This window comes from Ruegeria sp. BHSB064, assembly GCF_059613205.1.
On the sequence record NZ_JBXWSB010000058.1, the window covers coordinates 1 to 21,058 of the forward strand.

The following is a 21,058-nucleotide window of genomic DNA, read 5'->3' on the forward strand; positions in this document are numbered from 1 at the left end:
TGTGCAAAACCACTGTTGAGACCTGAGACCCGGTTATGGCCACCCGCTGCGCAATTTAGAGGCTGCGCAGGCGACCATAACCTACCAGCAGCCCTTCTTCCCGACGTGCTACGGCGCGGAATTTCATGCCCGGGCCTTTGAGCGCGCCTGCGCCGAGTATCAGATTGATCTACAGCACCGTCCGCCCGGCACGCCGCGCTATGGTGGCCATATAGAGCGGCTGATCGGCACGATGATGGGGGCGGTTCACCTGCTGCCGGGATCGCATTTCTCGAACATCTTCGAGCGCGGCGATCTTGATGCCGAGGCCGAGGCGGTGATGACATTACAGGAGCTGGAGATCTGGCTCGCGTTGGAAATCACCGGTTCCTACCATGTCCGCGTCCACAGCGCGCTGGAAACCACGCCTGCGGCGGCCTGGGCATCGAACATGGACGAGTCCAGGCGCCGCATGCCGACCGATCTCAGGCAGTTTCTGGTCGATTTCCTGCCCTCGGAACAACGCGTTCTGCAGCGAGACGGCTTTCATCTCTTTCATATCCGCTACTGGTCGGACGAGTTGCGCTGGTTGATGGGCCGGGAAAGCCGCAAATACACCCTCAAATACGACCCACGCGATCTCTCGCGTATCTTCGTGTTAACCGAGGATGGCGTCATCGAGGCCCGGCCGGCCGATCTGACGCGGCCGGCAATAACACTCTGGGAACACCGCGCGGCGCGGCGCGCCTTGCGCGAGGCCGGGCGCCGGTCGGTGGATGAAGAGCTCATTTTTTCAACGATCCAGGCGCAACGCGACCTCGTGGACGGCGCCGAGCGGCAAACGAAAGCCATGCGGCGCCACAAAGCCCGACGGGCGCATCTGGAACCGCGCCCGTTGATCGATGTGACGCCTGATGCAAAAGCGTCTGAAGCGCTACCCGCCCCGGAATCAGGGGGCAATGCGCTCAAGGATCACCCCGGGTTCTATGTCGAGGAGTGGTATGATGATGACTGAGTTTCCGCATCTTTTTCCGGGTGCCGGCAGGATTGCCGCGCTCAGCGCCGAAGAGCGCATCCTGCGCATCCGGGCCGATCGATGGGTGTCCTATCCCCGCGCGGAGGCGGCCCTGGCCAAGCTCGAGACCTTGCTAGCCTTCCCGGAGCGCGCCCGGATGCCGAACCTGCTTCTGGTCGGCGAAAGCGGCATGGGCAAGACGATGATCATCGAGAAGTTCACGCGTGATCATGCCTCGCGCTTCGACGATACGACCGGGCGGCTGCAAATGCCGGTCGTCGCGGTGCAGATGGTTTCAGGCCCCGATGAGACTCGGTTCTACCGGCGGATTCTGACCGCGATCGGCGCCCCGGAGCCACCTCGGGCGACGCTTGCCGTGCTTGAAAGCCTGGCCCTGCGGCTTCTGACCGAATTTCGGCCCCACATGCTGGTGATCGACGAGATCCACAGCTTGCAGGCGGGCACCATCCGCGAACAGGCGCGTTTTCTGAACATGTTGCGGTTCCTCGGCAATGAGCTGCGGGTGCCGCTCGTCTGCGTCGGCACTGCCCAGGCCCGCAATGCGCTGCGCACAGATGCGCAGCTGGTGCGCCGTTTCGAAGCCTTCGCCCTGCCACCCTGGCAGGAAGGGGCAGATTTCACGGGGTTGATGAGCACGCTCACACGCAGCCTGCCGCTCAGGCGCGAAAGCGAGATCGACGAGAAGGCTCTCACTCGGATCATCAAGGTGACCGGCGGCATCACCTCAGGCATCTTTTCGATCATGTCCCAGCTGGCGATCGCCGCGATCGAGAGCGGTGAGGAACGGATCGTGTCACGCGATGTTTTGAGCGGTGACAGGCTGCAAGCGGCTCTGGGAGAGCCCGTGTGACAGGAGAGCGCCGCCTGCCGGTCGTGTTCCCTCCTGAGACGGACGAACGACTGTCCTCGTGGATCGCGCGAATGGCTTCATTCTATGCATTGACCGCATCGGAGTTCCTGGCGGAACTTGGTGTGCCGGGCAAGGATGCGTTCGACCTAGAGTGGCGCCTTTCGGAAGGGGAGGGGGCTCTGATAGGAACGCGAACCGGGCTTTCGGTCGAGACCGTGCAGGCGATGACATTTGGCGAATTCATTCCTGACGCCCGGATGATGATCGCGCCTCGATCCCGCCATCACTGCCCGCTTTGCCCGGGCGATGTGCAAGGCAAGTCGATGGCACTACCCTGGGTTTTTCGCTGCCCCGTTCACGGCACAGATTTGCAGGATGCCACCGGCGCGACCTTGCCCGAAATGTTGGGTGACACCCGGATGGCGGCTTTAGCGCCGCATGCAAAAGCCGGTTCCGCCATTCTCGACGCCTGGGCACGTGGGGCGGGGCAGGGGGCTCTGGACGCACCGGAAATGCTGGCCGTCCTGACAGCGCGGCACCGACGCGCTTCACCACCGTCCCTGTCCGAGCAACCGCGCATCTCGTTGCAAACCCGGCGGGACTACCATGAATTTCTCACCATGCCGATCATCCGTCAGGCGCTGACCGTCATCGTTCCCGAATACGATCAGGTGGCGCCAGTGCTGGCCAAACCGGTGCGCCCGGGCTTGTATGGTCTAGCACAAGGCTCGTTATTGCAGGGTTTCGCGCTGACGGTTGGCATCGGCCGGATCGTCGAGGCGCCCGTTGCCCTGGCTATCGCCATGCTGCTCGCAAGCGACACAGACGGGCAGGGGCGGGTGCAGGAAGCACTCAGATCATGGCCGCTCTCGTTGAGGAGACGCATCTCTGCCCGGCTCTGGCGTGCTCAGCGCGACGAGAGAGAGCGTCAGATCGCCGAGAAAACTGCAAAACGGCGCCAGTCTCACGAATTCCGGCGCGTCCAGTCTCATGAATACCGCTCCAGAATCTCATGAACCCCGATCGGTTTTTCGCGGAAGTGCTTGAATCTCATGAATTCCGGTCATCCGACAATTTCTCGTGGTTTTTCGACATGTCGCTGAGCATATTCCTTTATGTCCGATAAGGCAATCTTATTGGACATAGCGAAGGGCCGCAGAGTGGGGCGGTTTGCACATCATATTGTGGACGAAAGCGCCGCCGTGGGATAGTCTTGTGGCATGACCTATGCCGCTGACAACTTCGATACGTTACCCAGAATGCCGCCGTGGGTCACGTCCGGGCGTGCCGAAACCCCTGAAGATGTGGCGTTTTTGTCAGGTGCTGCGCTGAACCATCTGCATCTTGTGTTGAATGATCAGAACGTGCCCCAGACCTTGCTGCGGGCGCGGCTGGCGCTGCGCGCCGCGGACGCCAGCATGACGCATCAGGGACGCCCCGAACGGGCTTCAGAGCTACGCGATGCGGTGGCGTTTCTGCAACCTGGCGATACTCCGGGTCCAGCAGGCGAGACCTATCTCTCTTGGCGACGTGCGGTGGAGCGGCCGATCTCAGTGAAGGTGCTACGCCGCGCATTGCCCGCGATCGACGCAGAGCAAATTGCCGTGTGGCTCGATGCGGGGCAGGGCGCGCTGGTCCCACGTGGCGTGTCCGTTCTGCAATCAGTGATGGAGGACCGACCTCGAGACCATACCGCGCCCGTGTTGCTCGCGGATGCGGCCTTGGCACAAGTATTTGGGTGGAGCCATGTCCTCCCGCTCCTCGCGCTCGGTCTTAAGCGGGCCGATCTGCGGAAGTCGGGTGAAGAGCTGCGCTTGGCCTGTTATCGGGCGATCTTGGCGGCTGCTGCCGAAGCGACGGGTGAGGCCAAGGATCTTGCCCGCCGTGCGGCCCGCTTGAAAGAAGTTGCGCCGAGGCTCCGGGCGAAGGGCGCGGACGAGGCCGTCGCGCTGTTCCAAAGCAAGGACGCGGTTGCGCCGGCGGCGCTAAAGTCGCTGCGCTCCGATCGTGCCGCCCGGCGGTTCTGTGATCGGTTGGTCGCGCTCGGCGCTGTGCGCGAGCTGACCGGCCGCGACACCTTTCGGCTCTACGGGATCTAAGCAATGGCCAAGGACCAGCCCGGACCGGACCTGGATCGAGAACTGGAAGATTTGCCCGCCGACCTGCGCTGGCGTGAATGGATGCGTCGGATCGAAGCCGTGCTTTTTGCCAGCGCGTCCCCGGTGCCGCGCGCGGACCTCGCGCGCGTGGTGGGGCAGGGGGTCTCGGTCGATCTGTTGATCGAGGATCTGACAGTCGAGTTGGCGGATCGGCCCTATGAAGTTGCCTGCGTCGCCGGTGGATGGATGCTTCGGACACGGCCGGCCTATACGGCGGCGATCCAAACGGCCGCGGATGTCGGTGACCAGGACCTCGATCTGCGTGAGTACGACGTGGCGGTCCTAGCCGCCATCGCCTATCACCAGCCGATCACGCGGGACGGGCTCAAGGACATCTTTGGCAAGGAGATCAGCCGCGATCTCATCGGCCGGCTGCACGCGCGCGGGCTGATCGGGACCGGGCCACGTTCCCCAAGGCGCGGAGCGCCTTACACTTACGTGACCACCGAGCAGTTCCTGGTGGCGTTCGATCTGGAGTCGCTTCAGGACCTGCCGGACCGGGAACAACTGGAGGATGCGGGCTTCAGTAGAGTTTGAAGGAGTTGAAAATTGCCAATTGGTAACACATATGCCACCATAGTGCGCGATGATTGAAGTCCTCGTCTATGAAACGGAGGAGGGACGAGCACCATTCGATGAGTGATTTGACGCGCTCGATACGCAGGCGGCCCTCAAGGTGACCACGGCGATTGCAAGGATCGAAACAGGGAACCTGGGAGACGTGAAGCCCGTAGGGCAGGGGGTTTCCGAACGGCGGACCCATTCGGCCCCGGCTACCGTCTCTACTTCGGCCAGGACGGCGAAAAACTTGTCGTGCTCCTCACGGGCGGCACGAAGAAGCGACAGTCGAAGGACATCGAGCAGGCCCAGGCTTATTGGGCGGACTACAAAAGGCGGAAGAAAAGAGGCTAGAGATGCCACTTACCAGAAGTTTCAAGAGCGCCGTCAAGGCGCGGGCCGAGCGTGACCCTGAGTTTCGCTTTGGCCTTTTCCGTGAGGCGATCGAGGCGCTCCTGAGCGATGACCTCGAGACGGGTAAGGTGCTGTTGCGCAACTACGTTAACGCGACGGTGGGCTTCGAGACCCTCGCGGCCGAACTCGACAAGAGCCCGAAAAGCCTCATGCGCATGCTATCAGACAAGGGTAATCCGCGTGCCGATAACCTTCTCGGCATGGTTGGGCACCTGAAGAGACGGGAAGGCGCGGCTCTCAGCATGACGAAGGCAGAGGGAGGCCTTCGCGCCTAGATTCTGAAGGTATGGTTGTTGGAGCTTGGTCAGCCATTCGACGTCACGGCATAATACATGCCGTCGGCGGTGTCCGGCGGACCAAGGGCTACGAGTGCGCCCTCGGCCAAGTCTCGCTCGACAAGATAGGTGGGAACGAGCGCCGCCCCCAGCCCTGCGATTGCCGCCCCGATCATCGTCGAAAACTGGTCAAAGACATCGCCGGAATAGGCGGCTCTCGGGTCCAGCCCGTGCCGTTCAAAGTACGTGGGCCAGGCATTGCGGCGCGAGTCGAGATGGAGAAGTGGCAGATCACCGCAATCGGCGGGCGACAAAATCTCAGTATCGGTTTTCATCTTTGGCGACAGTACAGCCACCAGGGCTTCGCGCCAGATTGGAGTATGTTCGCCACCAATCCAGTCTGCAGCGCCAAAGTGGATGGCGACATCCACGCCCTCGCTCACAAGGTCAAACGGCGCCCACCGGCTTTTCAGGATGAGCCGCACATCCGGCCATTGGTCGCGGAACTCTACGAGCCGATGGACAAGCCAGCGCGACGCGAAGGTGGGCGGGACGGCGATCGTAAGAACCTGTGCAGTGTCACCCCCGACACGGGCCTTGTGCAGAATGTCCCGCAGCCGCTCGAGCCCAAGGTGCAGGTCCTGGCCAGTGCCATCCCGGCCCCGGTCAGCGCCACTCCACGGCCTTCCTTGCGAAAGAGCTGGTGGCCGACAAGTCCCTCAAGCTAATGCAACTGTCGGCTGACCACGGCTTGAGAGATCCGCAACTCTTCCGCTGCGGCGGCAAAGCTCTGATGCTTCGCCGCGGCTTCAAAGCTTCTGAGAACGGCGATGGTGGGCAGCATACTCATGCTTTTTAGTCACTGAAACATGCGAAAATGATGCATATTAATCCCCTAATCAAGTGCGTAAACAGGCGCTGAGGAGTGCTCCATGAAAGACAATGCGCCATCATCGATAATGCGTGCCGACCGTTTGGGCGGCATAGAATTGTCCGAAATCGTTCAGATCTCCGAGCGGGCGGCCCGACTGCGCAAAGAGGGTGCGGACATCATCGCCCTGTCGACCGGAGAGCCGGACTTTCCCACGCCGGACTTCGTTGTCGAGGCTGCCCACGCCGCCGCACGGCGCGGCGAGACCCGGTACACCCCGACCGCGGGCACTGCTGAGCTCCGAGCGGCGGTTGCCGCCGAACATGGGCGTGAGGCGCATGAGGTCGTGATCTCGACCGGGGCCAAACAGGTGATTGCCAACGCGCTTCTGGCGACGGTCAATCCGGGCGACGAGGTCATCATTCCGGCGCCGTTCTGGACCAGTTACGCAGACATGGTGCGGATCGCGGGCGGGCACCCGGTCGTCATCCCGTGCGGTGCGGATCAGGGCTTCAAGCTCCGGCCCGAGCAACTTGAGGCCGCGATCACGCCGCGCAGCCGGTGGCTGATGCTCAACAGTCCCTCCAATCCGACCGGGACAATCTATACCGCGATCGAGATCAAGGCCCTTGCAAAAGTCCTGCGTGAGCATCCGGGCGTCGCTGTGATGTCGGACGAGATTTACGCGCACCTCAGCTTTGACCCTTTTACCAGCTTTGTCACGGCCGCACCCGATCTGACCGATCGCACTTTGATCGTGTCGGGTGTGTCCAAGGCATGGGCAATAACGGGCTGGCGCATCGGCTGGGGCGTCGGTCCGGCGTCATTGATCAAGGACATGATCGCCATGCAGGGGCAATCCACCTCGGGCGCCTCGTCGGTTTCGCAGGCGGCTGCCCTTGCCGCGTTGGAAGGCGACCGCGCCCTTCTCGCCAGTCGCCGGGACACCTATCGCCAGCGCCGCAACATGGTCGTTGCGGCCCTGTCCGGCCTCCCCGGCATTTCCTGCAGCGTTCCTTCCGGTGCATTTTATGCCTTTCCAAGCTGCCCGGGCGACGACGGCGCGTTCTGCGCGGCACTTCTTGATCAAGCCGGTGTCGCAGTGGTGCCCGGTCGTGCCTTTGGAATGCCCGGGCATTTCCGTTTGTCGTTCGCCTACTCGGATGACGACCTCGACCGGGGATTGGAACGCCTCCGTAACTTTCTTGAGGGAGTCTCGCAATGAAAGACGCACAGGCTCCGGGTTTTGGCCCTGACCTTGCCGGATTCGATTGGTCGGACCCGTTCCGACTGACAGACCAACTGACTGAAGACCAACGCATGTTGTCGGACGCTGCGCGCGTGTTCGCACAGGAAGTGCTGATGCCGAGGGTCGTGAACGCTTATAAGGAAGAGCGCGTCGAACCCGAAATCTTTGCCGAGATGGGCGAAGCCGGGTTGTTGGGATCCACAATTACCGAAGACTTCGGTGGCCTCGGAGGCGATTACGTCACATATGGGCTCATCGCGCGCGAGATTGAGCGGGTCGACAGCGGCTATCGGTCGATGATGTCAGTCCAGAGTTCATTGGTCATGTACCCGATCGACGCCTATGGCAGCGACGAACAGCGTCAGAAGTACCTGCCAAAACTCGCCAGCGGGGCATGGATCGGCTGTTTCGGTCTGACCGAGCCCGACGCGGGGTCGGATCCGGGGGGCATGAAGACCCGCGCTGAAAAGATTGATGGCGGTTACAGGCTGACCGGCACCAAGATGTGGATCTCCAACAGCCCGATCGCGGATGTTTTTGTGGTCTGGGCCAAGTCCGAGGCACATGACAACAAGATCCGAGGGTTTATCCTTGAGAAAGGCACCAAGGGACTTTCTGCACCGAAAATCGCGGGCAAGCTCAGCCTGCGCGCCTCGGTGACCGGGGAGATCGTTATGGACGGTGTCGAGGTCGGAGAAGACGCGCTTCTGCCAGATGTCGAGGGTCTCAAAGGGCCGTTCGGTTGCCTGAACCGAGCGCGCTACGGGATTGCCTGGGGCACAATGGGGGCGGCCGAAGATTGCTGGCACCGAGCCCGGACCTATGGGCTGGACCGCAAGCAATTCGGCAAGCCTCTGGCACAGACACAGCTCTTCCAGAAGAAGCTGGCCGATATGCAGACCGAGATCTCACTTGGCCTTCAGGCGGCGCTCCGTGTCGGGCAGTTGATGGACACCGGCAAAGCCGCGCCCGAGATGATCTCGCTCATCAAGCGGAACAATTGCGGTAAGGCGCTCGACATCGCCCGCATGTCCCGTGACATGCACGGAGGCAACGGCATCAGCGAAGAATTCCACGTCATCCGGCACATGGTGAACCTTGAAACGGTAAACACCTACGAAGGCACGCACGACATCCACGCGCTGATCCTCGGGCGGGCGCAGACCGGTTTGCAGGCGTTTTTCTAAGCCATGGATCGCTCTGTCATTGTTGAGGCCAACTTTCGGCGGCGGGTCTCAGAGGGGGACCTGCCCGATGCCCAGCCGGGAACCGGCCTTGCCGATCACGAGGCCGTGGGCCTCTATCGCGCGCAGGTTTTGAGCAGGGCACTCGATCTCGAAAGCCGCGCGATGCAGGTGGCGGGTAACGGGTTTTACACCATCGGATCCTCGGGGCACGAGGGGATGGCGGGGGTGGCCCATGCATTGCGCCCAACGGATCCGGCGTTTCTGCATTATCGCGACGGCGCCTTTCAGATCGCTCGGGCAACGCAGGTGCCGGGACAAACAGCGCTTTGGGACATGCTGCTCAGTTTTGCCTGCTCGTCGGAGGACCCGATATCCGGCGGGCGTCATAAGGTTCTGGGATCAAAGGACCTTAACATTCCGCCCCAGACTTCGACGATCGCCAGCCACCTTCCGAAAGCCGTCGGCGCCGCCTATGGCATCGCGGCCGCAAAGCGGCACGCGCCAGAACACGAGGTTTATCCGCGCGATGCCATCGCGATGTGCTCGTTCGGCGATGCATCGGCAAACCATTCGACGGCGCAGGGGGCCTTCAATACGGCGGCCTGGGCCAGCTATCAGTCGATCCCTCTGCCGCTCCTCTTCGTCTGCGAAGACAACGGCATCGGCATTTCGACAAAGACACCAAAGGACTGGATCGCGGCCACGTTTTCAGCCCGACCAGGGCTTAAGTACTTCACATGCGACGGCGGCGACATCTACGACACGGTTTCCGTCGCTTCGGCGGCGGCAGAGTTTGTGCGCACCCGTCGCAAGCCTGCGTTTCTGCATATCAAGACCGTCAGGCTCTACGGACATGCCGGCGCTGACGTGGCCACGACCTATCTGCCAAAGTCAGAAGTGGAGGCACAAGAAGATCAGGACCCGCTGATCAGGTCGGTCGCGCTTCTCAAGGCTGCTGGGGCCCTCGCCCCGAGCGAAGCACTCACGATCTATGACGAAACCCGCGAGCGTGTCACGCGGGCGGCCGCAGAGGCCATCACACGACCGCGCCTCGAAACTGCCAGGCAGGTTATGGCCAGCCTCATTCCACCGGCCCGCGCGTGCGCCCCAACAAATGGGCCAAGTCCCGAGCGTCGCGCAGAACTCTTTGGGTCTGACCTGGGGGCGCAGAGCGAACCGCAACCGATGAGCCGCCTGATCAACTGGGCGATTCATGATCTCATGCTGGAGCATCGCGAAATCGTTCTGATGGGCGAGGACGTTGGGCGAAAAGGTGGCGTCTATGGCGTGACGCAAAAGCTTGAAAAACGCTTCGGACCGGATCGGGTGATCGATACGCTTCTCGATGAGCAATCGATACTGGGTTTGGGTATTGGCATGGCGCATAACGGATTTCTGCCGATGCCCGAGATCCAGTTCCTGGCCTACCTACATAACGCCGAAGACCAGTTGCGCGGAGAAGCCGCGACCCTGCCTTTCTTCTCGCGCGGGCAATTCACCAATCCTATGGTCGTGCGCATCGCCGGGCTTGGCTATCAGAAGGGGTTCGGCGGGCATTTCCACAATGATAATTCTGTCGCGGTTCTCCGGGACATTCCGGGGTTGATCCTCGCCTGCCCCTCGAACGGGAGCGACGCAGTGTCGATGCTGCGCGAATGTGTGCGACTTGCGCGCGAAGAGCAGCGTCTGGTGGTCTTTCTCGAACCGATCGCGCTCTATCCGATGCGCGACTTGCACGAGTCCGGAGATGGCGGGTGGATGTGCCACTATCCGGCGCCGGTAACTGGCGTGTCACTCGGAGAGGTCGGTCAGACTGGCGACGGCAGGGATCTCGCCATCGTCACCTTCGGCAATGGCACCTACCTGTCTCATCAGGTACAGGCCCTGCTCGATGCCGATACACGGATCATCGATCTGCGCTGGTTGAACCCACTTCCAATCGAGGCGATGATCAAGGCTGTGCGCCCGTGCAAACACATCCTCGTCGTCGATGAAACACGCGCCACCGGCGGTGTCTCAGAAGCGGTGATGACGACACTGTCCGAGACGGGGCTTTCGGCCACGCGGCTCGCTGCCGCCGATAGTTTTATCGCTACTGGTCCCGCCTACGGCGCCACCATGCCGTCGAGGGACAGCATCGTCGCAGCGGCAAGAGATCTCTTGTCATGAAACGGGCCGTATTGATCTGCCCTGGTCGGGGCACCTACAACAAGTCCGAGCTTGGGACCTTGGCACGGCACTTTCCCGACCCCGAACTGCTGAAGCGCTTTGATGTTCAACGGGTTGTCGACGGCGCCGACACCTTGAGCTCGCTGGATGGTGCATCGCGCTATTCACCGGCAAAACATGCCCGCGGGGACAATGCGTCGGGTCTCATCTTTGCCGCTGGCGTTGGCGATGCCATGAGCCTCTCGGACGACATCGAGGTGGTTGCCGTCACCGGCAACTCGATGGGCTGGTACACGGCCCTCGCCTGCGCGGGTGCCGTTAGCGCCGAGGACGGATTCGAGATCACCACCACGATGGGCCGGATGATGCACCAGACCGGCGAAGGCGGCCAGACGATCTATCCTCATGTCGGGTCCGACTGGCGGGTCGATGCGAACGCAAAGGCCGCGCTCCTGACCCAGATTGCCGAAATCGCAGAGAGGCCAGGCCACGCCCTGTCTCTGTCGATCGATCTCGGCGGCATGCTCGTTCTGGCGGGCAACGAGGACGGACTTGGCGCATTTGAAAAGGCGGTGCCACAGCAGGATCGCTTTCCAATGCGGTTGCCCGGCCATGCCGCGTTTCACTCGTCACTTGTGGCGCCGGTCTCGAATGCGGCGCTGACCCACTTCAAGTCGGCCATGTTCCGTCAGCCCAAATTGCCGATGCTCGACGGGCGCGGCCAGATTTGGTGGCCCTATGCGTCTGATCCGAATGCGCTCTGGGATTACACGTTTGGGCATCAAGTCACGCAGACCTACGACTTTATCAGAGCCATTACAGTCGCGGCGCGCGAATTCGCGCCTGACCTCTTCATTGTCGTCGGCCCCGGAACGACGTTGGGCGGCGCGGTCGCCCAATCGCTCATCTCGGCTGGTTGGAAGGGCATGACATCCAAGACCGATTTTCAGGCCCGGCAAGATCCTACCCCGGTTCTCGTCTCGATGGGTCGGGAGGATCAGCGTGGCATGGTGACCAAGGCGAATGCGGTGGCCTAGCCCCCCGGGCCTCCGCATTATCGCTCAGCCCCCTCCGGTGCGGATTGTCCCGCCGCTCCAAAGAGCCAGTGTTCGCTTCCGCGTCGCAGCGCAATTGCCTTTGTGATGGCCCCGTCGTCTCTGCCGCTCGGAGCGCCAGAATGCAGTCAGGTGCGAGTTCCAACCTCGTTGCGCATCCAGGCAATTAAGTCGTTTGTCATCTCGCTCAATCTGCCGGTTGGCGTGGCAATATGATAGCACTTGGTGCTGGTGTCCGGGACGTCGGCAATTGCATAGAGTGTCTCGTCCTGTAACTCTTTTTCAACGAGATAGGTCGGCAGAATGGCGGCTCCCATGCCGCTGGTCGCCGCAGTGATCAAAAGTGAAAACTGGTCGAAATGGCAGCCAAATCGCAGCGGAGTTTCGTGGCCGGACAGTCGGGCGAAATCCGACCATAGCTCCGGGCGCGAGGACAGGTGCAGAAGCGGCAGGCGCAGGATGTCGTCCGCCTGCCACGAGCTTTTCCCTGCGAGGAGAGCGGGGCTTGCGACCACTTTGAGGTTCTCGGGACAGAGCGGGGTCAACCGGACACCCGGCCAGTCGAGGCCGCCGAAATACACCGCCGCATCCACTTTTTCGGTGGCGAGAGCAAAGGGTTCGCTACGGCTCAGCACGATGAGATCGAGGTCGTCATGGCGCGCCCGGAAATCCTGAAGACGCGGCACAAGCCAGCGCGCCGAAAAGGTGGGCGGGGCGGCGATGGTCATGACCGGCGGCCCTGATCCTGCGGCAGCGGCATTCTGAATGGTGCGGCGCAAGCGGTGCATGTCGCTTGTCAGCTCCGCGGCAAAGACCTCGCCTGCGGACGTCAGACAGACTCCCCTTCCCTCGCGCCGGAAAAGAGCCGTTCCGACGTGCGATTCAAGCTCTTTGACCTGACGGCTGACGACACTTTGCGTCAGTCCCAATTCTTCGGCGGCGTTTGTGAAACTCGCATGCTTAGCAGCGGCTTCGAAACATCGCAGGACGGACAGGCTGGGCAATCGGTCAGACAGGATGCTCATTGAAAATCCGACATTAACTGAATGCATAAATGCATAAACAGGGTGTTTTCTGTCAAGCTGAAGTCTGATTTTGTCACAGGGTCAGTCAGAGGAGCGCGCATGGAAAAGATCGCGATACTGGGCCTCGGAAAGGTCGGGCAGCTTGCTGGGGAATTGCTCCACGAAGTGGGCTTCGTCGTGACGGGTGGGGACAGTCGTGAGGTCGATGGTCTCCCTTTTGATGTCAGTACCATGGACGTGTCGGACAGAGATACTGTGCAAGGCTTTCTCGCCGGGCAGGATGCGGTCCTCTCTTGTCTGCCTTTTTTCCTCAATTCAGGCCTGGCAAAGATCGCGCATGATCTTGGCATCCATTATTTTGACCTTACGGAAGATGTCCCGACCACCAAAACCATCCTTGAGCTCTCCAAGACATCCAAGGCGCTGATGGCCCCGCAATGCGGGCTTGCGCCTGGCTTTGTCGGGATCGTGGGCGCGGATCTCATTTCGCAGTTCGATGACTGCCGCTCCTGCCGGATGCGGGTCGGCGCCTTGCCGCAGAACCCGACAGGTCTGATGGGTTATTCGTTCAACTGGTCGCCCGAGGGGGTTGTGAACGAATACCTCAACGATTGTGAGGTTCTGGAAGAAGGGCAGATCAAGTGGGTATCGCCCATGGAATGGGTGGAAAAGATCGTCATTGGCGGGCTGGAGCTTGAAGCCTTCACCACGTCCGGAGGCCTCGGCACGATGTGCGAGACCTACAAGGACAGCGTGCCCAACATGGATTACAAGAGCATGCGGTATCCCGGTCACGTCGCTCTGATGAATTTCTTCTTCCACGAGCTTCTCATGCGCGAACGGCGTAAGGAAGCGGGCGAGGTGCTGGTCAACGCCAAGCCGCCGGTCAGCAACGATATCGTCTACATCCATGTCTCGGCGGAAGGGACGATCGACGGCAAGCTTGAAAGGCGGGAATTTGTGCGCGGTCTGAAACCGCTGGACATCGCGGGCAAGGAACGGACGGCGATTGCCTGGACCACCGCCTCGTCGGTCGCGGCCGTGATCGAGATGGTGCGCGACGGTGCGTTGCCACAGCAGGGATTCCTGAAGCAGGAAGCCATCCCGCTTGCCGATTTTCTCAAGACATCGAATGGGGCCCGCTATGCCTGACGCAGGAGACTGTTCCGCGACACTGGCAATAACGACCTGACATGCGGCCTGTCCCGCTTTGAGCGCGCTCGGAAAGATCGCGACAGGGGATAGGACATACGAAACACGCTTATCTGGAGGAATATCTTGAGCCACGCAAACGTTCTTTCCGACCTTGGATTTGACAAGGACGAGCTCACCGGCGGCACACTGGCCGTCACCTCGCCAATCGATGGAGTCGAGGTTGCGCATCTGGCCGAAACCAATGCCGCCGACATGCCGCGCATCATTGGGCAGGCCGAAGAGGCGTTCCGAGCTTGGCGGATCGTCCCAGCCCCGCGCCGGGGCGAGTTGGTCCGGCTTCTGGGTGAGGAGCTGCGCGCAGCCAAGAATGAGCTCGGTGCGCTCGTCACGCTAGAGGCGGGCAAGATCGCGTCCGAGGGACTTGGCGAAGTGCAGGAGATGATCGATATCTGCGACTTTGCCGTTGGTCAGTCGCGCCAGCTATACGGGTTGGTCATCGCGTCCGAGCGTCCGGGGCACAAGATGTCCGAGACCTGGCATCCGATCGGGCCGGTTGGCGTAATTTCGGCGTTCAACTTTCCCGTTGCGGTCTGGTCCTGGAACACGGCGCTCGCGCTCATCTGCGGCAACCCGGTGATCTGGAAGCCATCGGAAAAGACACCGCTGACGGCGATGGCCTGTCAAAAGATCCTCGATCGGGCCCTTGCCCGGTTTGGCGCAGACGCGCCGTCCTACCTCCACCAGCTTGTCATCGGTGGCGCGGATCTGGGCGACGCGTTGGCAACCTCTCACAAGGTGCCGGTCCTGTCCGCCACTGGGTCGACCCGCATGGGAAGCATCGTTGGCCCGAAAGTGGCCGGGCGTTGGGGCCGTGCCATCCTGGAACTTGGCGGCAATAACGCGATGATCGTGACCCCGTCCGCCGATCTCGACATGGCGGTGCGCGCCATTGTATTCTCGGCCGTCGGCACCGCCGGTCAGCGGTGTACGTCGCTGCGCCGGCTCATAGTTCACAAGTCGGTCAAGGCCGATCTGGTCGAGCGGCTGAAGACGGCCTATGCCAGTCTCCCCGTGGGCGATCCGCGAGAGTCCGGGACCTTGATCGGGCCGCTAGTCGACAAGGGCGCGCGGGACGGGATGATGGCGGCACTCGAGCGCGCGCGCGCCGACGGCGGGACGGTCCATGGCGGTGCCGATGTCACCGACGGCGTGCCCGGCGGGTCGTATGTCACCCCGGCGCTCGTGGAAATGCCCGGTCAGACCGGCACCGTGCGCACCGAAACCTTTGCGCCAATCCTTTATGTCCTGGAATACGAGACGCTGGACGAGGCCATTGCCCTTCAAAACGGCGTCCCGCAGGGCCTGTCGTCCTGTATCTTCACGCTCAACATGCGCGAAGCCGAAGAATTCATGTCGGCGGTCGGCTCCGATTGCGGTATTGCCAATGTCAACATCGGGCCCTCGGGCGCCGAGATCGGCGGGGCTTTTGGCGGCGAGAAGGAAACCGGTGGCGGCCGTGAAAGCGGCTCGGACGCCTGGAAAGGCTACATGCGTCGCCAGACTGCGACCGTAAACTATTCGGCGGAGTTGCCGCTTGCGCAGGGCGTCTCTTTCGATGTCTGAACCAGCTGAGCTTGGAACCTCGCCGTTATCATACTGGTGACAACGGCGATTTAGCTTCGCGGGTGATGTCGGACAGGTTCCGAATGGATGAACGGCAGAAGAGTGCGTTGATCGTGCGTGGTGCTGTTTGAGCTCACCTCGTTTATGTTCCGGGCTTCATGCGACCTTTCGGGTTTCGTAAAGAATTTGCACTTCGTTTATGTGTCCACCGCTACACGCTTTTGTCACGCATAAGGTCAACATGTAGCATTAATCGATATCTAGCTTCGAATCCGCTACCTACCGACCGCATAAGCCTGATTTCCACGGGGACTTGCCGCTGCAGAAAGTACTTGAGCGTCCGATCGTGCCGTGCAGCATATCCAACCTTCGGTCCAATCACCTGCTGGAGTCACCACATGGCCTCGTGCGCGGAGATCACGAAGGACGGTTTCCCCCGCTCGTCCTTCGATGCGGACAGCACCTGGCTCGGCTTGCCGAGGATAGAATGATCCCGGCCAGTGTGTTGTGCTGAATCCAGGTGCATCGATCGCCTTTTGAGGAGTCAAGCCGCACAAGAAATGCCGAACTAGGAAGGCTAGTTGCCACTGATCCTGCTTGTCGCCTCCGGGCGTCCCCAAAGCCATACGGCCGCTCTTGTCTGCATTCAGAACTAGGGTTGGTGTCAGAGTAGTCCGTGGCCGTTTGCCAGGCGCAAGCGCGTCCGGCGAACTTCGATCCAAACTCATCATCTGCAGTCGAGTGCCCAGGCAAACACCAAGCTCTGGGATCACCGGAGAGGATTCCATCCATCCGCCAGAAGGTGTTGCCGCCACCATGTTTCCGTGGCGATCCGTCACCGTGATGTGACAGGTATCGCCAAGGGCCGGGCCAAAACCATGACCACGCCGCTCCTTGCTCGTGGGTTCACCCAGCCCGGCTGCGGCAAGTGCATCAGTATCGATTTCCCTTTGGGCGGCGGCGTTGTAATCCACGCTGTAATCGTAGCCTTCAATCTGACCAGGGCGCCAACCAAGATCGGCCTTCTCGTCAACCAAGTGCGCGCGCTGTTTTGCGTAGGTCTCCGAGAGCAACCTATCCAATGGCACATCGACATGGTCAGGATCGCCGAAGTACGTTTCGCGGTCGGCATATGCCAGTTTCATGATCTCGATCAGAGTGTGGTAAAATTGCGCGCTTTCGGGTTCCACCAGTCGATCTTTCAAAAGGCTGCACAGGTTCAAGGCAATCAACAAAACGGGGCCTTGGCCCCAGGGTCCTGTTTTGCAGATAGTCTTGTCGCAGAACGTAGTGGTAGCCGGCGTGTCATAGCTTGCCCGCCATGATGCCATATCCTCAAGCGTCAGCAGGCTGCGATTGTCCCGCCCGGTGATGTCGGCTGAGCACTGTGTTTGACAGAACCGCGCGATCGCCTCTGCCACAAAGCCGGAACGGAAGGCAGACCGGGCTGCATCAACCGACGCAACACGATCACCCTTACCTTGATCGGTTGCCTGATCGACAAGGCGTTCGTACATCTCGGAAAGAGCTTGATTACAAAGAAGTGCCCCTTCGTCTGGAGTTTCCCCATCTGGGAGGTAGATGCGCGCATTCTCCGGCCAGTGTTCTTTAAACCAGCCCTTCATCTGCGCGATCGAACTCCGCATGCGCGATGTTACCGGTATGCCAAGCCGCGCCAGTTCAATTGCGGGTTGCATGATCTGATCCAACGGCAGACTGCCGTGATCGCGAAGCATCAGCATCCACGCGTCGAACGCGCCTGGCACCACGGCTGGTAGAAGGCCATTGCCGGGAATACTATCCAGCCCAAGTTGCTCGAAATGGTCGATGGTGGCGGCTGACGGGGCGGTCCCTTGTCCGCAGATCACCTGCGTTCTGCGATCAGATGCTGTGTGTATCAGAATGGGCACTTCGCCCAAGGGACCATTCAGGTGCGGTTCAGCCACTTGCAGAACCAACCCGCCTGCAACCGCAGCATCGAATGCGTTACCCCCAAGTTCGAGCATCCGCATTCCCGTCTGACTGGCAAGCCAGTGAGTGGAAGAAACCATGCCGAAATGACCTGTAAGGTCGGGTCGAGTAGTGAATTCTGGCATCGGCTCCCCTCCAATCTGATAGAGGATGGCAGATCATAGACAGGAAAAATATGTCGATATGCTTTATCCAGAACAAAGAAAAGTTATGCTTATAGCAGGCCGAAGCGGCGATCCAAGGCCTCCTGCTTGAGGCGTGCACTTCTCAAGATTTCGTCTCGAATCAACGACGTATACTTACTGTGGGTCGGCATCTTTGGCTCAATCAGCGACAGGTCAAAAAAAGAGTCGGTATCGACTGCCCGTGCGACCAGCCCGCGACTCTCGAAAGCCTCGGCGGTGAGGGCGTCGACTACCGTAACCCCAAATCCCGATTGTACAATTTCGGCCGCTGCGGCGGTCGTGAATACTTCCACACGCGCCTTGGAATTTGGTTGAAGGTTCGCTGAGGCGACTGTATCTCCCTCTCGGGTGTCAAAGCTTCGCACCTGCACATGTGGCTCCTGAGCCAGATCGTCGGGATTGACGCGGTCGACAAGCTCAAATCTGTGGCCGACTTGGGTCAAGCAAACAAGGGGTAAACGAAAGAGCGGCACGAGCGAAACGCTGCCAGCGTTATGGTCGGTCAGCCCAACGGCAAGATCGATACGACCAGCTGCAGTCGCGCGGTAGAGCCAGTCAGAACTTCGAACCGGAACCGATATTCGCGCACCGTGGGCACGCTTTGCCTGTTCAGCCAGGATTGAGGGAAGCCAGAATTCGGCTAATAGCGGCATCGCCCCGACGACAACCTCGCCAATGCGGTCATCACGAATCGCGACAGCGAGCTGCCGAACTTGGTCCAGCCCTGTGTAGACCGATTCAACCCGATCGCTGAGCAGTATGGCCTCGTGCGTGGGCTCAAGCCTGTTTGCGGATCGTAAGAACAACTTGAACCCTACAGAGTCCTCAAGCAGGTGGATCTGCTTGCTGACAGCGGGCTGGCTGACGTTAAGTCGTCTGGCAGCCGACGTTACCGATCCGGCCATCATCACAGCACGGAAGACTTCAATCTGCTTGGGTGTCATAACTTTTTTTGTCCCTACCTACCCGAAATCCGATTTGCTTTTCATATGAATTCGAATGAGCGTTGTCACGTGAAGATCTTACTTATTCAGAATGGAGTTCGTACGCCTTGGCCCAACTAACGGCTTTAGCCCCGGAACAAAGGATGACCCGGCGACTTTGGCCGGATGAGCTTGCCTTTCCAGTAGAGAGCTTTGAAGAGCGCTTGGAAAAGGTTCAGCGCGCACTCACGTCAGAAGGTTTCGATGGCGCGCTCATCTTCGATCCCGAGAACATGTTCTGGCTAACCGGTTACCAAACAATCGGATACTTTACCTTTCAATGCATGTACGTCCCTGCCGACGGCAAGCCGGTGATTGTGACCCGCATCGTCAATCGCGACATGGCGCTCTCTCTGCCGACGATAGCAGATGCGGTCCCGGTCAGAGATACCGAGGATCATGTGTCGGTACTCTGTGGTTTTCTTGAAGGGACCAAGGCATCGCGTATCGGTTTCGAACCGGCATCCCGCTACCTGAACATTCAGGATTATCTCGCGTTGCAACAAGGCTGCGATGTCAACCTGGTCGCATGGTCTAGTCCAATCGAAAGACTGCGCACGGTAAAGTCCGAGGCCCAGATCGAGCGCATCCGGCAAGCGTCTAGGTGTGTCGAAATCGGAATGGCAGCTGCCATTGAAATGGTTGCCGTCGGACGAAGTGACAATGATGTTGCGGCCGCGCTTTACCAGGGATCCATTGCAGCGGGCAGCGAGTACATAGGCCACCCTCCAATGGTCGTCTCAGGCAAACGGTCAGCCCTGTGCTTCGCACTTTGGAAACGCAAGGTGATGGAACAGGGTGATGTCGTGCTTCTTGAGGGGGCAGGATGCATTGACCGGTACCATAGCATGATGTCGCGCAGTGTCGTTTTGGGCCCGCCGACAGATGAGCAGAAAGCCACCGCCGAAGCGTTGGTAGAAATCCTGAGTACTGCAGTCGACACGATCCAGCCCGGGCGGACGTCGGGCGAGATCGATAAGGCGTGTCGGTCCAGGGTCGAGCGGCTGGGCTTGGAAAAATATTTCAAGAGCCGCACCGCTTACGGAATCGGAATCGGTTTCCCACCAAACTGGGCGGAAGGTCATATCTACTCGATACGACCTGACGACCCGATGATAATTGAAGAGAACATGACCTTTCACGTCATCCCGACCATGTTCCGCAAAGACTTCGGGATGGCAATCAGCGACAGCGTGCGCGTCACGAATTCGGGTTGCGAGGTTCTGACAAATTTCCCGCGTGACCTCGTGGTAAAAACATAAACCGACAGATGGAGATAAAGATGATGTTGAAACAAGTTGCGGCGTTCAGTGCCGCAGCAATGGTTATGGCAAGCCCGTCCATTGCTCAGGAAAAATGGGACATGCCTTCGGCTTACGGCGCCGGAAACTATATCTCGCAAGCCTACGCGGCATTCGCTGAAGAAGTGAACACAAACGCTCCGGACAAACTAGAAATTGTCCTGCACCCGGGCGGTTCTCTGTACGCTGGCGGTGAAATCCTGCGTGCGGTTCGCTCTGGACAGGTGCCGATCGGTGGTCGCTACATGGGCGCACATGCGAGCGAGGATCTGATCTTCGGGCTGGACACGTTGCCATTCATCGCAACCGACTTCGATCAAGCATGGTCGTTGTACCAAGAATCAAAACCAGCAATTGAAGCCGCTCTTGAAGAGCGTGGGCTGAAGTTGCTCTTTATGCCCGTCTGGCCACCCCAGGGTTTGTTTGCCACCGAAGCCGTCCAAAAAGTTGAAGATATGAATGGGCGGAAATTCCGGGCCTATGACGCGAACACGTCCCGCCTTGCTGAGCTTATGGGTGCAATCCCGACGAAGACCGAAGCAACTGAGATCAGTCAGGCGTTCTCCACCGGTGTCGCAGACAGTATGGTCGGGTCCGGAGCGATCGGTGTTTTCCAGAAGATGTGGGACTTCGTCGATTACTTTTACACCGTGAACGCCTGGCTCCCTAAAAGTGCTGTGATTGTCAATCTAGACGCGTGGAACGGTCTGGATGCGGAAACTCAGCAAGTCATCCTCACAGCGGCAAATAATGCAGAGGAATCCGTCTGGCAAACCGCCCGCGAGATAACGGAAAACTACAACGCCACGATGGCTGAAAACGGCATCAACGTAGAGCAGCCTTCAGAAGCGCTTGCAGCCTCTTTTGCCAGCATTGGTCAAACGATGGCTGAAGAATGGAAAGCCGAAGCGAGCGAAACTGCAGCTGCCGCATTGTCAGCATATCTCGCCGCAAACTGACTATCGAAAATCGGAGAGTCGCCGAGGCTTCTCGCGTCGGCGACGCATCAAACG

19 protein-coding genes are annotated in these 21,058 nt (G+C 60.1%); 14 read left to right on the forward strand and 5 right to left on the reverse strand.

Going from position 1 to position 21,058, the window contains the following annotated elements:
* Positions 1–76 precede the first annotated feature (76 nt).
* The 6 genes from AC2FNU_RS14175 to AC2FNU_RS14200 all read left to right on the forward strand — a co-directional run bounded on the left by AC2FNU_RS14175 (position 77) and on the right by AC2FNU_RS14200 (position 5,271).
* Positions 77–994, forward strand: coding sequence for a Mu transposase C-terminal domain-containing protein (locus tag AC2FNU_RS14175; protein WP_496789591.1), 918 nt, complete (start codon positions 77–79; stop codon positions 992–994).
* Positions 984–1,865 carry a TniB family NTP-binding protein gene (locus AC2FNU_RS14180; RefSeq protein WP_496789527.1) on the forward strand — a complete coding sequence of 294 codons (882 nt, stop codon included), beginning with the start codon at positions 984–986 and terminating at the stop codon, positions 1,863–1,865. The genes AC2FNU_RS14175 and AC2FNU_RS14180 overlap by 11 nt, the downstream gene beginning before the upstream one ends.
* On the forward strand, positions 1,862–2,881 hold the full coding sequence (locus AC2FNU_RS14185; RefSeq protein ID WP_496789529.1) for a TniQ family protein: 1,020 nt from the start codon (positions 1,862–1,864) through the stop codon (positions 2,879–2,881). Before AC2FNU_RS14180 ends, AC2FNU_RS14185 begins: the two co-directional genes overlap by 4 nt.
* 204 nt (positions 2,882–3,085) lie before the next feature.
* Entirely contained in the window at positions 3,086–3,964 is an 879-nt protein-coding gene (locus tag AC2FNU_RS14190) for a DUF1403 family protein (RefSeq protein WP_496789531.1), read from the forward strand.
* 3 nt (positions 3,965–3,967) lie between these two features.
* Positions 3,968–4,561, forward strand: coding sequence for an SMC-Scp complex subunit ScpB (scpB, locus tag AC2FNU_RS14195; RefSeq protein ID WP_496789533.1), 594 nt, complete (start codon positions 3,968–3,970; stop codon positions 4,559–4,561).
* A 377-nt stretch (positions 4,562–4,938) separates the two neighbouring features.
* Entirely contained in the window at positions 4,939–5,271 is a 333-nt protein-coding gene (locus AC2FNU_RS14200) for a transcriptional regulator (protein ID WP_496789536.1), read from the forward strand.
* Positions 5,272–5,300: 29 nt separating this feature from the next.
* Here the strand turns inward: AC2FNU_RS14200 and AC2FNU_RS14205 are convergent, their stop codons facing one another.
* Positions 5,301–5,909, reverse strand: coding sequence for a LysR substrate-binding domain-containing protein (locus AC2FNU_RS14205; protein WP_496789593.1), 609 nt, complete (start codon positions 5,907–5,909; stop codon positions 5,301–5,303).
* An 86-nt stretch (positions 5,910–5,995) separates the two neighbouring features.
* On the reverse strand, positions 5,996–6,121 hold the full coding sequence (locus tag AC2FNU_RS14210; RefSeq protein ID WP_496789538.1) for a LysR family transcriptional regulator: 126 nt from the start codon (positions 6,119–6,121) through the stop codon (positions 5,996–5,998).
* 82 nt (positions 6,122–6,203) lie between these two features.
* Between AC2FNU_RS14210 and AC2FNU_RS14215 the strand changes: the two genes are divergently transcribed.
* The 4 genes from AC2FNU_RS14215 to AC2FNU_RS14230 are packed head-to-tail and all read left to right on the forward strand — an operon-like array spanning position 6,204 to position 11,784.
* On the forward strand, positions 6,204–7,367 hold the full coding sequence (locus tag AC2FNU_RS14215; protein WP_496789541.1) for a pyridoxal phosphate-dependent aminotransferase: 1,164 nt from the start codon (positions 6,204–6,206) through the stop codon (positions 7,365–7,367).
* Complete coding sequence (locus AC2FNU_RS14220) at positions 7,364–8,578, forward strand: acyl-CoA dehydrogenase (RefSeq protein ID WP_496789545.1); 1,215 nt, start codon at positions 7,364–7,366, stop codon at positions 8,576–8,578. Before AC2FNU_RS14215 ends, AC2FNU_RS14220 begins: the two co-directional genes overlap by 4 nt.
* Positions 8,579–8,581: 3 nt before the next feature.
* The gene (locus AC2FNU_RS14225; RefSeq protein ID WP_496789547.1) at positions 8,582–10,747 is read left to right on the forward strand and encodes a thiamine pyrophosphate-dependent enzyme; all 2,166 of its coding nucleotides are present in this window, start codon (positions 8,582–8,584) and stop codon (positions 10,745–10,747) included.
* Positions 10,744–11,784: an ACP S-malonyltransferase gene (locus AC2FNU_RS14230; RefSeq protein ID WP_496789549.1), complete on the forward strand. Its 1,041-nt coding sequence runs from the start codon at positions 10,744–10,746 to the stop codon at positions 11,782–11,784. The genes AC2FNU_RS14225 and AC2FNU_RS14230 overlap by 4 nt, the downstream gene beginning before the upstream one ends.
* Positions 11,785–11,930: 146 nt before the next feature.
* Here AC2FNU_RS14230 and AC2FNU_RS14235 read toward each other — a convergent pair whose 3' ends face one another.
* The gene (locus tag AC2FNU_RS14235; RefSeq protein ID WP_496789551.1) at positions 11,931–12,827 is read right to left on the reverse strand and encodes a LysR substrate-binding domain-containing protein; all 897 of its coding nucleotides are present in this window, start codon (positions 12,825–12,827) and stop codon (positions 11,931–11,933) included.
* Between the two features lie 99 nt (positions 12,828–12,926).
* Between AC2FNU_RS14235 and AC2FNU_RS14240 the strand changes: the two genes are divergently transcribed.
* Together AC2FNU_RS14240 and amaB are read left to right on the forward strand one after the other, a co-directional pair.
* On the forward strand, positions 12,927–13,979 hold the full coding sequence (locus tag AC2FNU_RS14240; protein ID WP_496789553.1) for a saccharopine dehydrogenase family protein: 1,053 nt from the start codon (positions 12,927–12,929) through the stop codon (positions 13,977–13,979).
* A gap of 126 nt (positions 13,980–14,105) precedes the next feature.
* The gene (gene amaB / locus AC2FNU_RS14245) at positions 14,106–15,605 is read left to right on the forward strand and encodes an L-piperidine-6-carboxylate dehydrogenase (protein ID WP_496789555.1); all 1,500 of its coding nucleotides are present in this window, start codon (positions 14,106–14,108) and stop codon (positions 15,603–15,605) included.
* Between the two features lie 275 nt (positions 15,606–15,880).
* Here amaB and AC2FNU_RS14250 read toward each other — a convergent pair whose 3' ends face one another.
* On the reverse strand, positions 15,881–17,701 hold the full coding sequence (locus tag AC2FNU_RS14250; protein WP_496789558.1) for a gamma-glutamyltransferase family protein: 1,821 nt from the start codon (positions 17,699–17,701) through the stop codon (positions 15,881–15,883).
* Between the two features lie 89 nt (positions 17,702–17,790).
* Positions 17,791–18,705 (reverse strand): LysR substrate-binding domain-containing protein, encoded by a 915-nt coding sequence (locus AC2FNU_RS14255; RefSeq protein WP_496789562.1) that lies wholly within the window; start codon positions 18,703–18,705, stop codon positions 17,791–17,793.
* Positions 18,706–18,848: 143 nt separating this feature from the next.
* Here AC2FNU_RS14255 and AC2FNU_RS14260 point away from each other — a divergent pair, with 143 nt between their 5' ends.
* Both AC2FNU_RS14260 and AC2FNU_RS14265 read left to right on the forward strand, forming a co-directional pair.
* Entirely contained in the window at positions 18,849–20,006 is a 1,158-nt protein-coding gene (locus AC2FNU_RS14260) for a M24 family metallopeptidase (protein WP_496789564.1), read from the forward strand.
* Positions 20,007–20,014: 8 nt separating this feature from the next.
* Positions 20,015–21,004 carry a TRAP transporter substrate-binding protein gene (locus tag AC2FNU_RS14265; RefSeq protein ID WP_496789568.1) on the forward strand — a complete coding sequence of 330 codons (990 nt, stop codon included), beginning with the start codon at positions 20,015–20,017 and terminating at the stop codon, positions 21,002–21,004.
* Positions 21,005–21,058 lie beyond the last annotated feature (54 nt).

Bases quoted from the DNA above. Each gene is read 5' to 3' on its own strand.
- AC2FNU_RS14180 (WP_496789527.1), top strand. From the start codon at position 984: ATGATGACTGAGTTTCCGCATCTTTTTCCGGGTGCCGGCAGGATTGCC.
- AC2FNU_RS14210 (WP_496789538.1), bottom strand. From the start codon at position 6,121: ATGAGTATGCTGCCCACCATCGCCGTTCTCAGAAGCTTTGAAGCCGCG.
- AC2FNU_RS14240 (WP_496789553.1), top strand. From the start codon at position 12,927: ATGGAAAAGATCGCGATACTGGGCCTCGGAAAGGTCGGGCAGCTTGCT.
- scpB (WP_496789533.1), top strand. From the start codon at position 3,968: ATGGCCAAGGACCAGCCCGGACCGGACCTGGATCGAGAACTGGAAGAT.
- AC2FNU_RS14225 (WP_496789547.1), top strand. From the start codon at position 8,582: ATGGATCGCTCTGTCATTGTTGAGGCCAACTTTCGGCGGCGGGTCTCA.
- AC2FNU_RS14190 (WP_496789531.1), top strand. From the start codon at position 3,086: ATGACCTATGCCGCTGACAACTTCGATACGTTACCCAGAATGCCGCCG.
- AC2FNU_RS14230 (WP_496789549.1), top strand. From the start codon at position 10,744: ATGAAACGGGCCGTATTGATCTGCCCTGGTCGGGGCACCTACAACAAG.
- AC2FNU_RS14250 (WP_496789558.1), bottom strand. From the start codon at position 17,701: ATGCCAGAATTCACTACTCGACCCGACCTTACAGGTCATTTCGGCATG.
- AC2FNU_RS14260 (WP_496789564.1), top strand. From the start codon at position 18,849: ATGACCCGGCGACTTTGGCCGGATGAGCTTGCCTTTCCAGTAGAGAGC.
- AC2FNU_RS14200 (WP_496789536.1), top strand. From the start codon at position 4,939: ATGCCACTTACCAGAAGTTTCAAGAGCGCCGTCAAGGCGCGGGCCGAG.
- AC2FNU_RS14255 (WP_496789562.1), bottom strand. From the start codon at position 18,705: ATGACACCCAAGCAGATTGAAGTCTTCCGTGCTGTGATGATGGCCGGA.
- AC2FNU_RS14265 (WP_496789568.1), top strand. From the start codon at position 20,015: ATGGAGATAAAGATGATGTTGAAACAAGTTGCGGCGTTCAGTGCCGCA.
- AC2FNU_RS14220 (WP_496789545.1), top strand. From the start codon at position 7,364: ATGAAAGACGCACAGGCTCCGGGTTTTGGCCCTGACCTTGCCGGATTC.
- AC2FNU_RS14215 (WP_496789541.1), top strand. From the start codon at position 6,204: ATGAAAGACAATGCGCCATCATCGATAATGCGTGCCGACCGTTTGGGC.
- AC2FNU_RS14235 (WP_496789551.1), bottom strand. From the start codon at position 12,827: ATGAGCATCCTGTCTGACCGATTGCCCAGCCTGTCCGTCCTGCGATGT.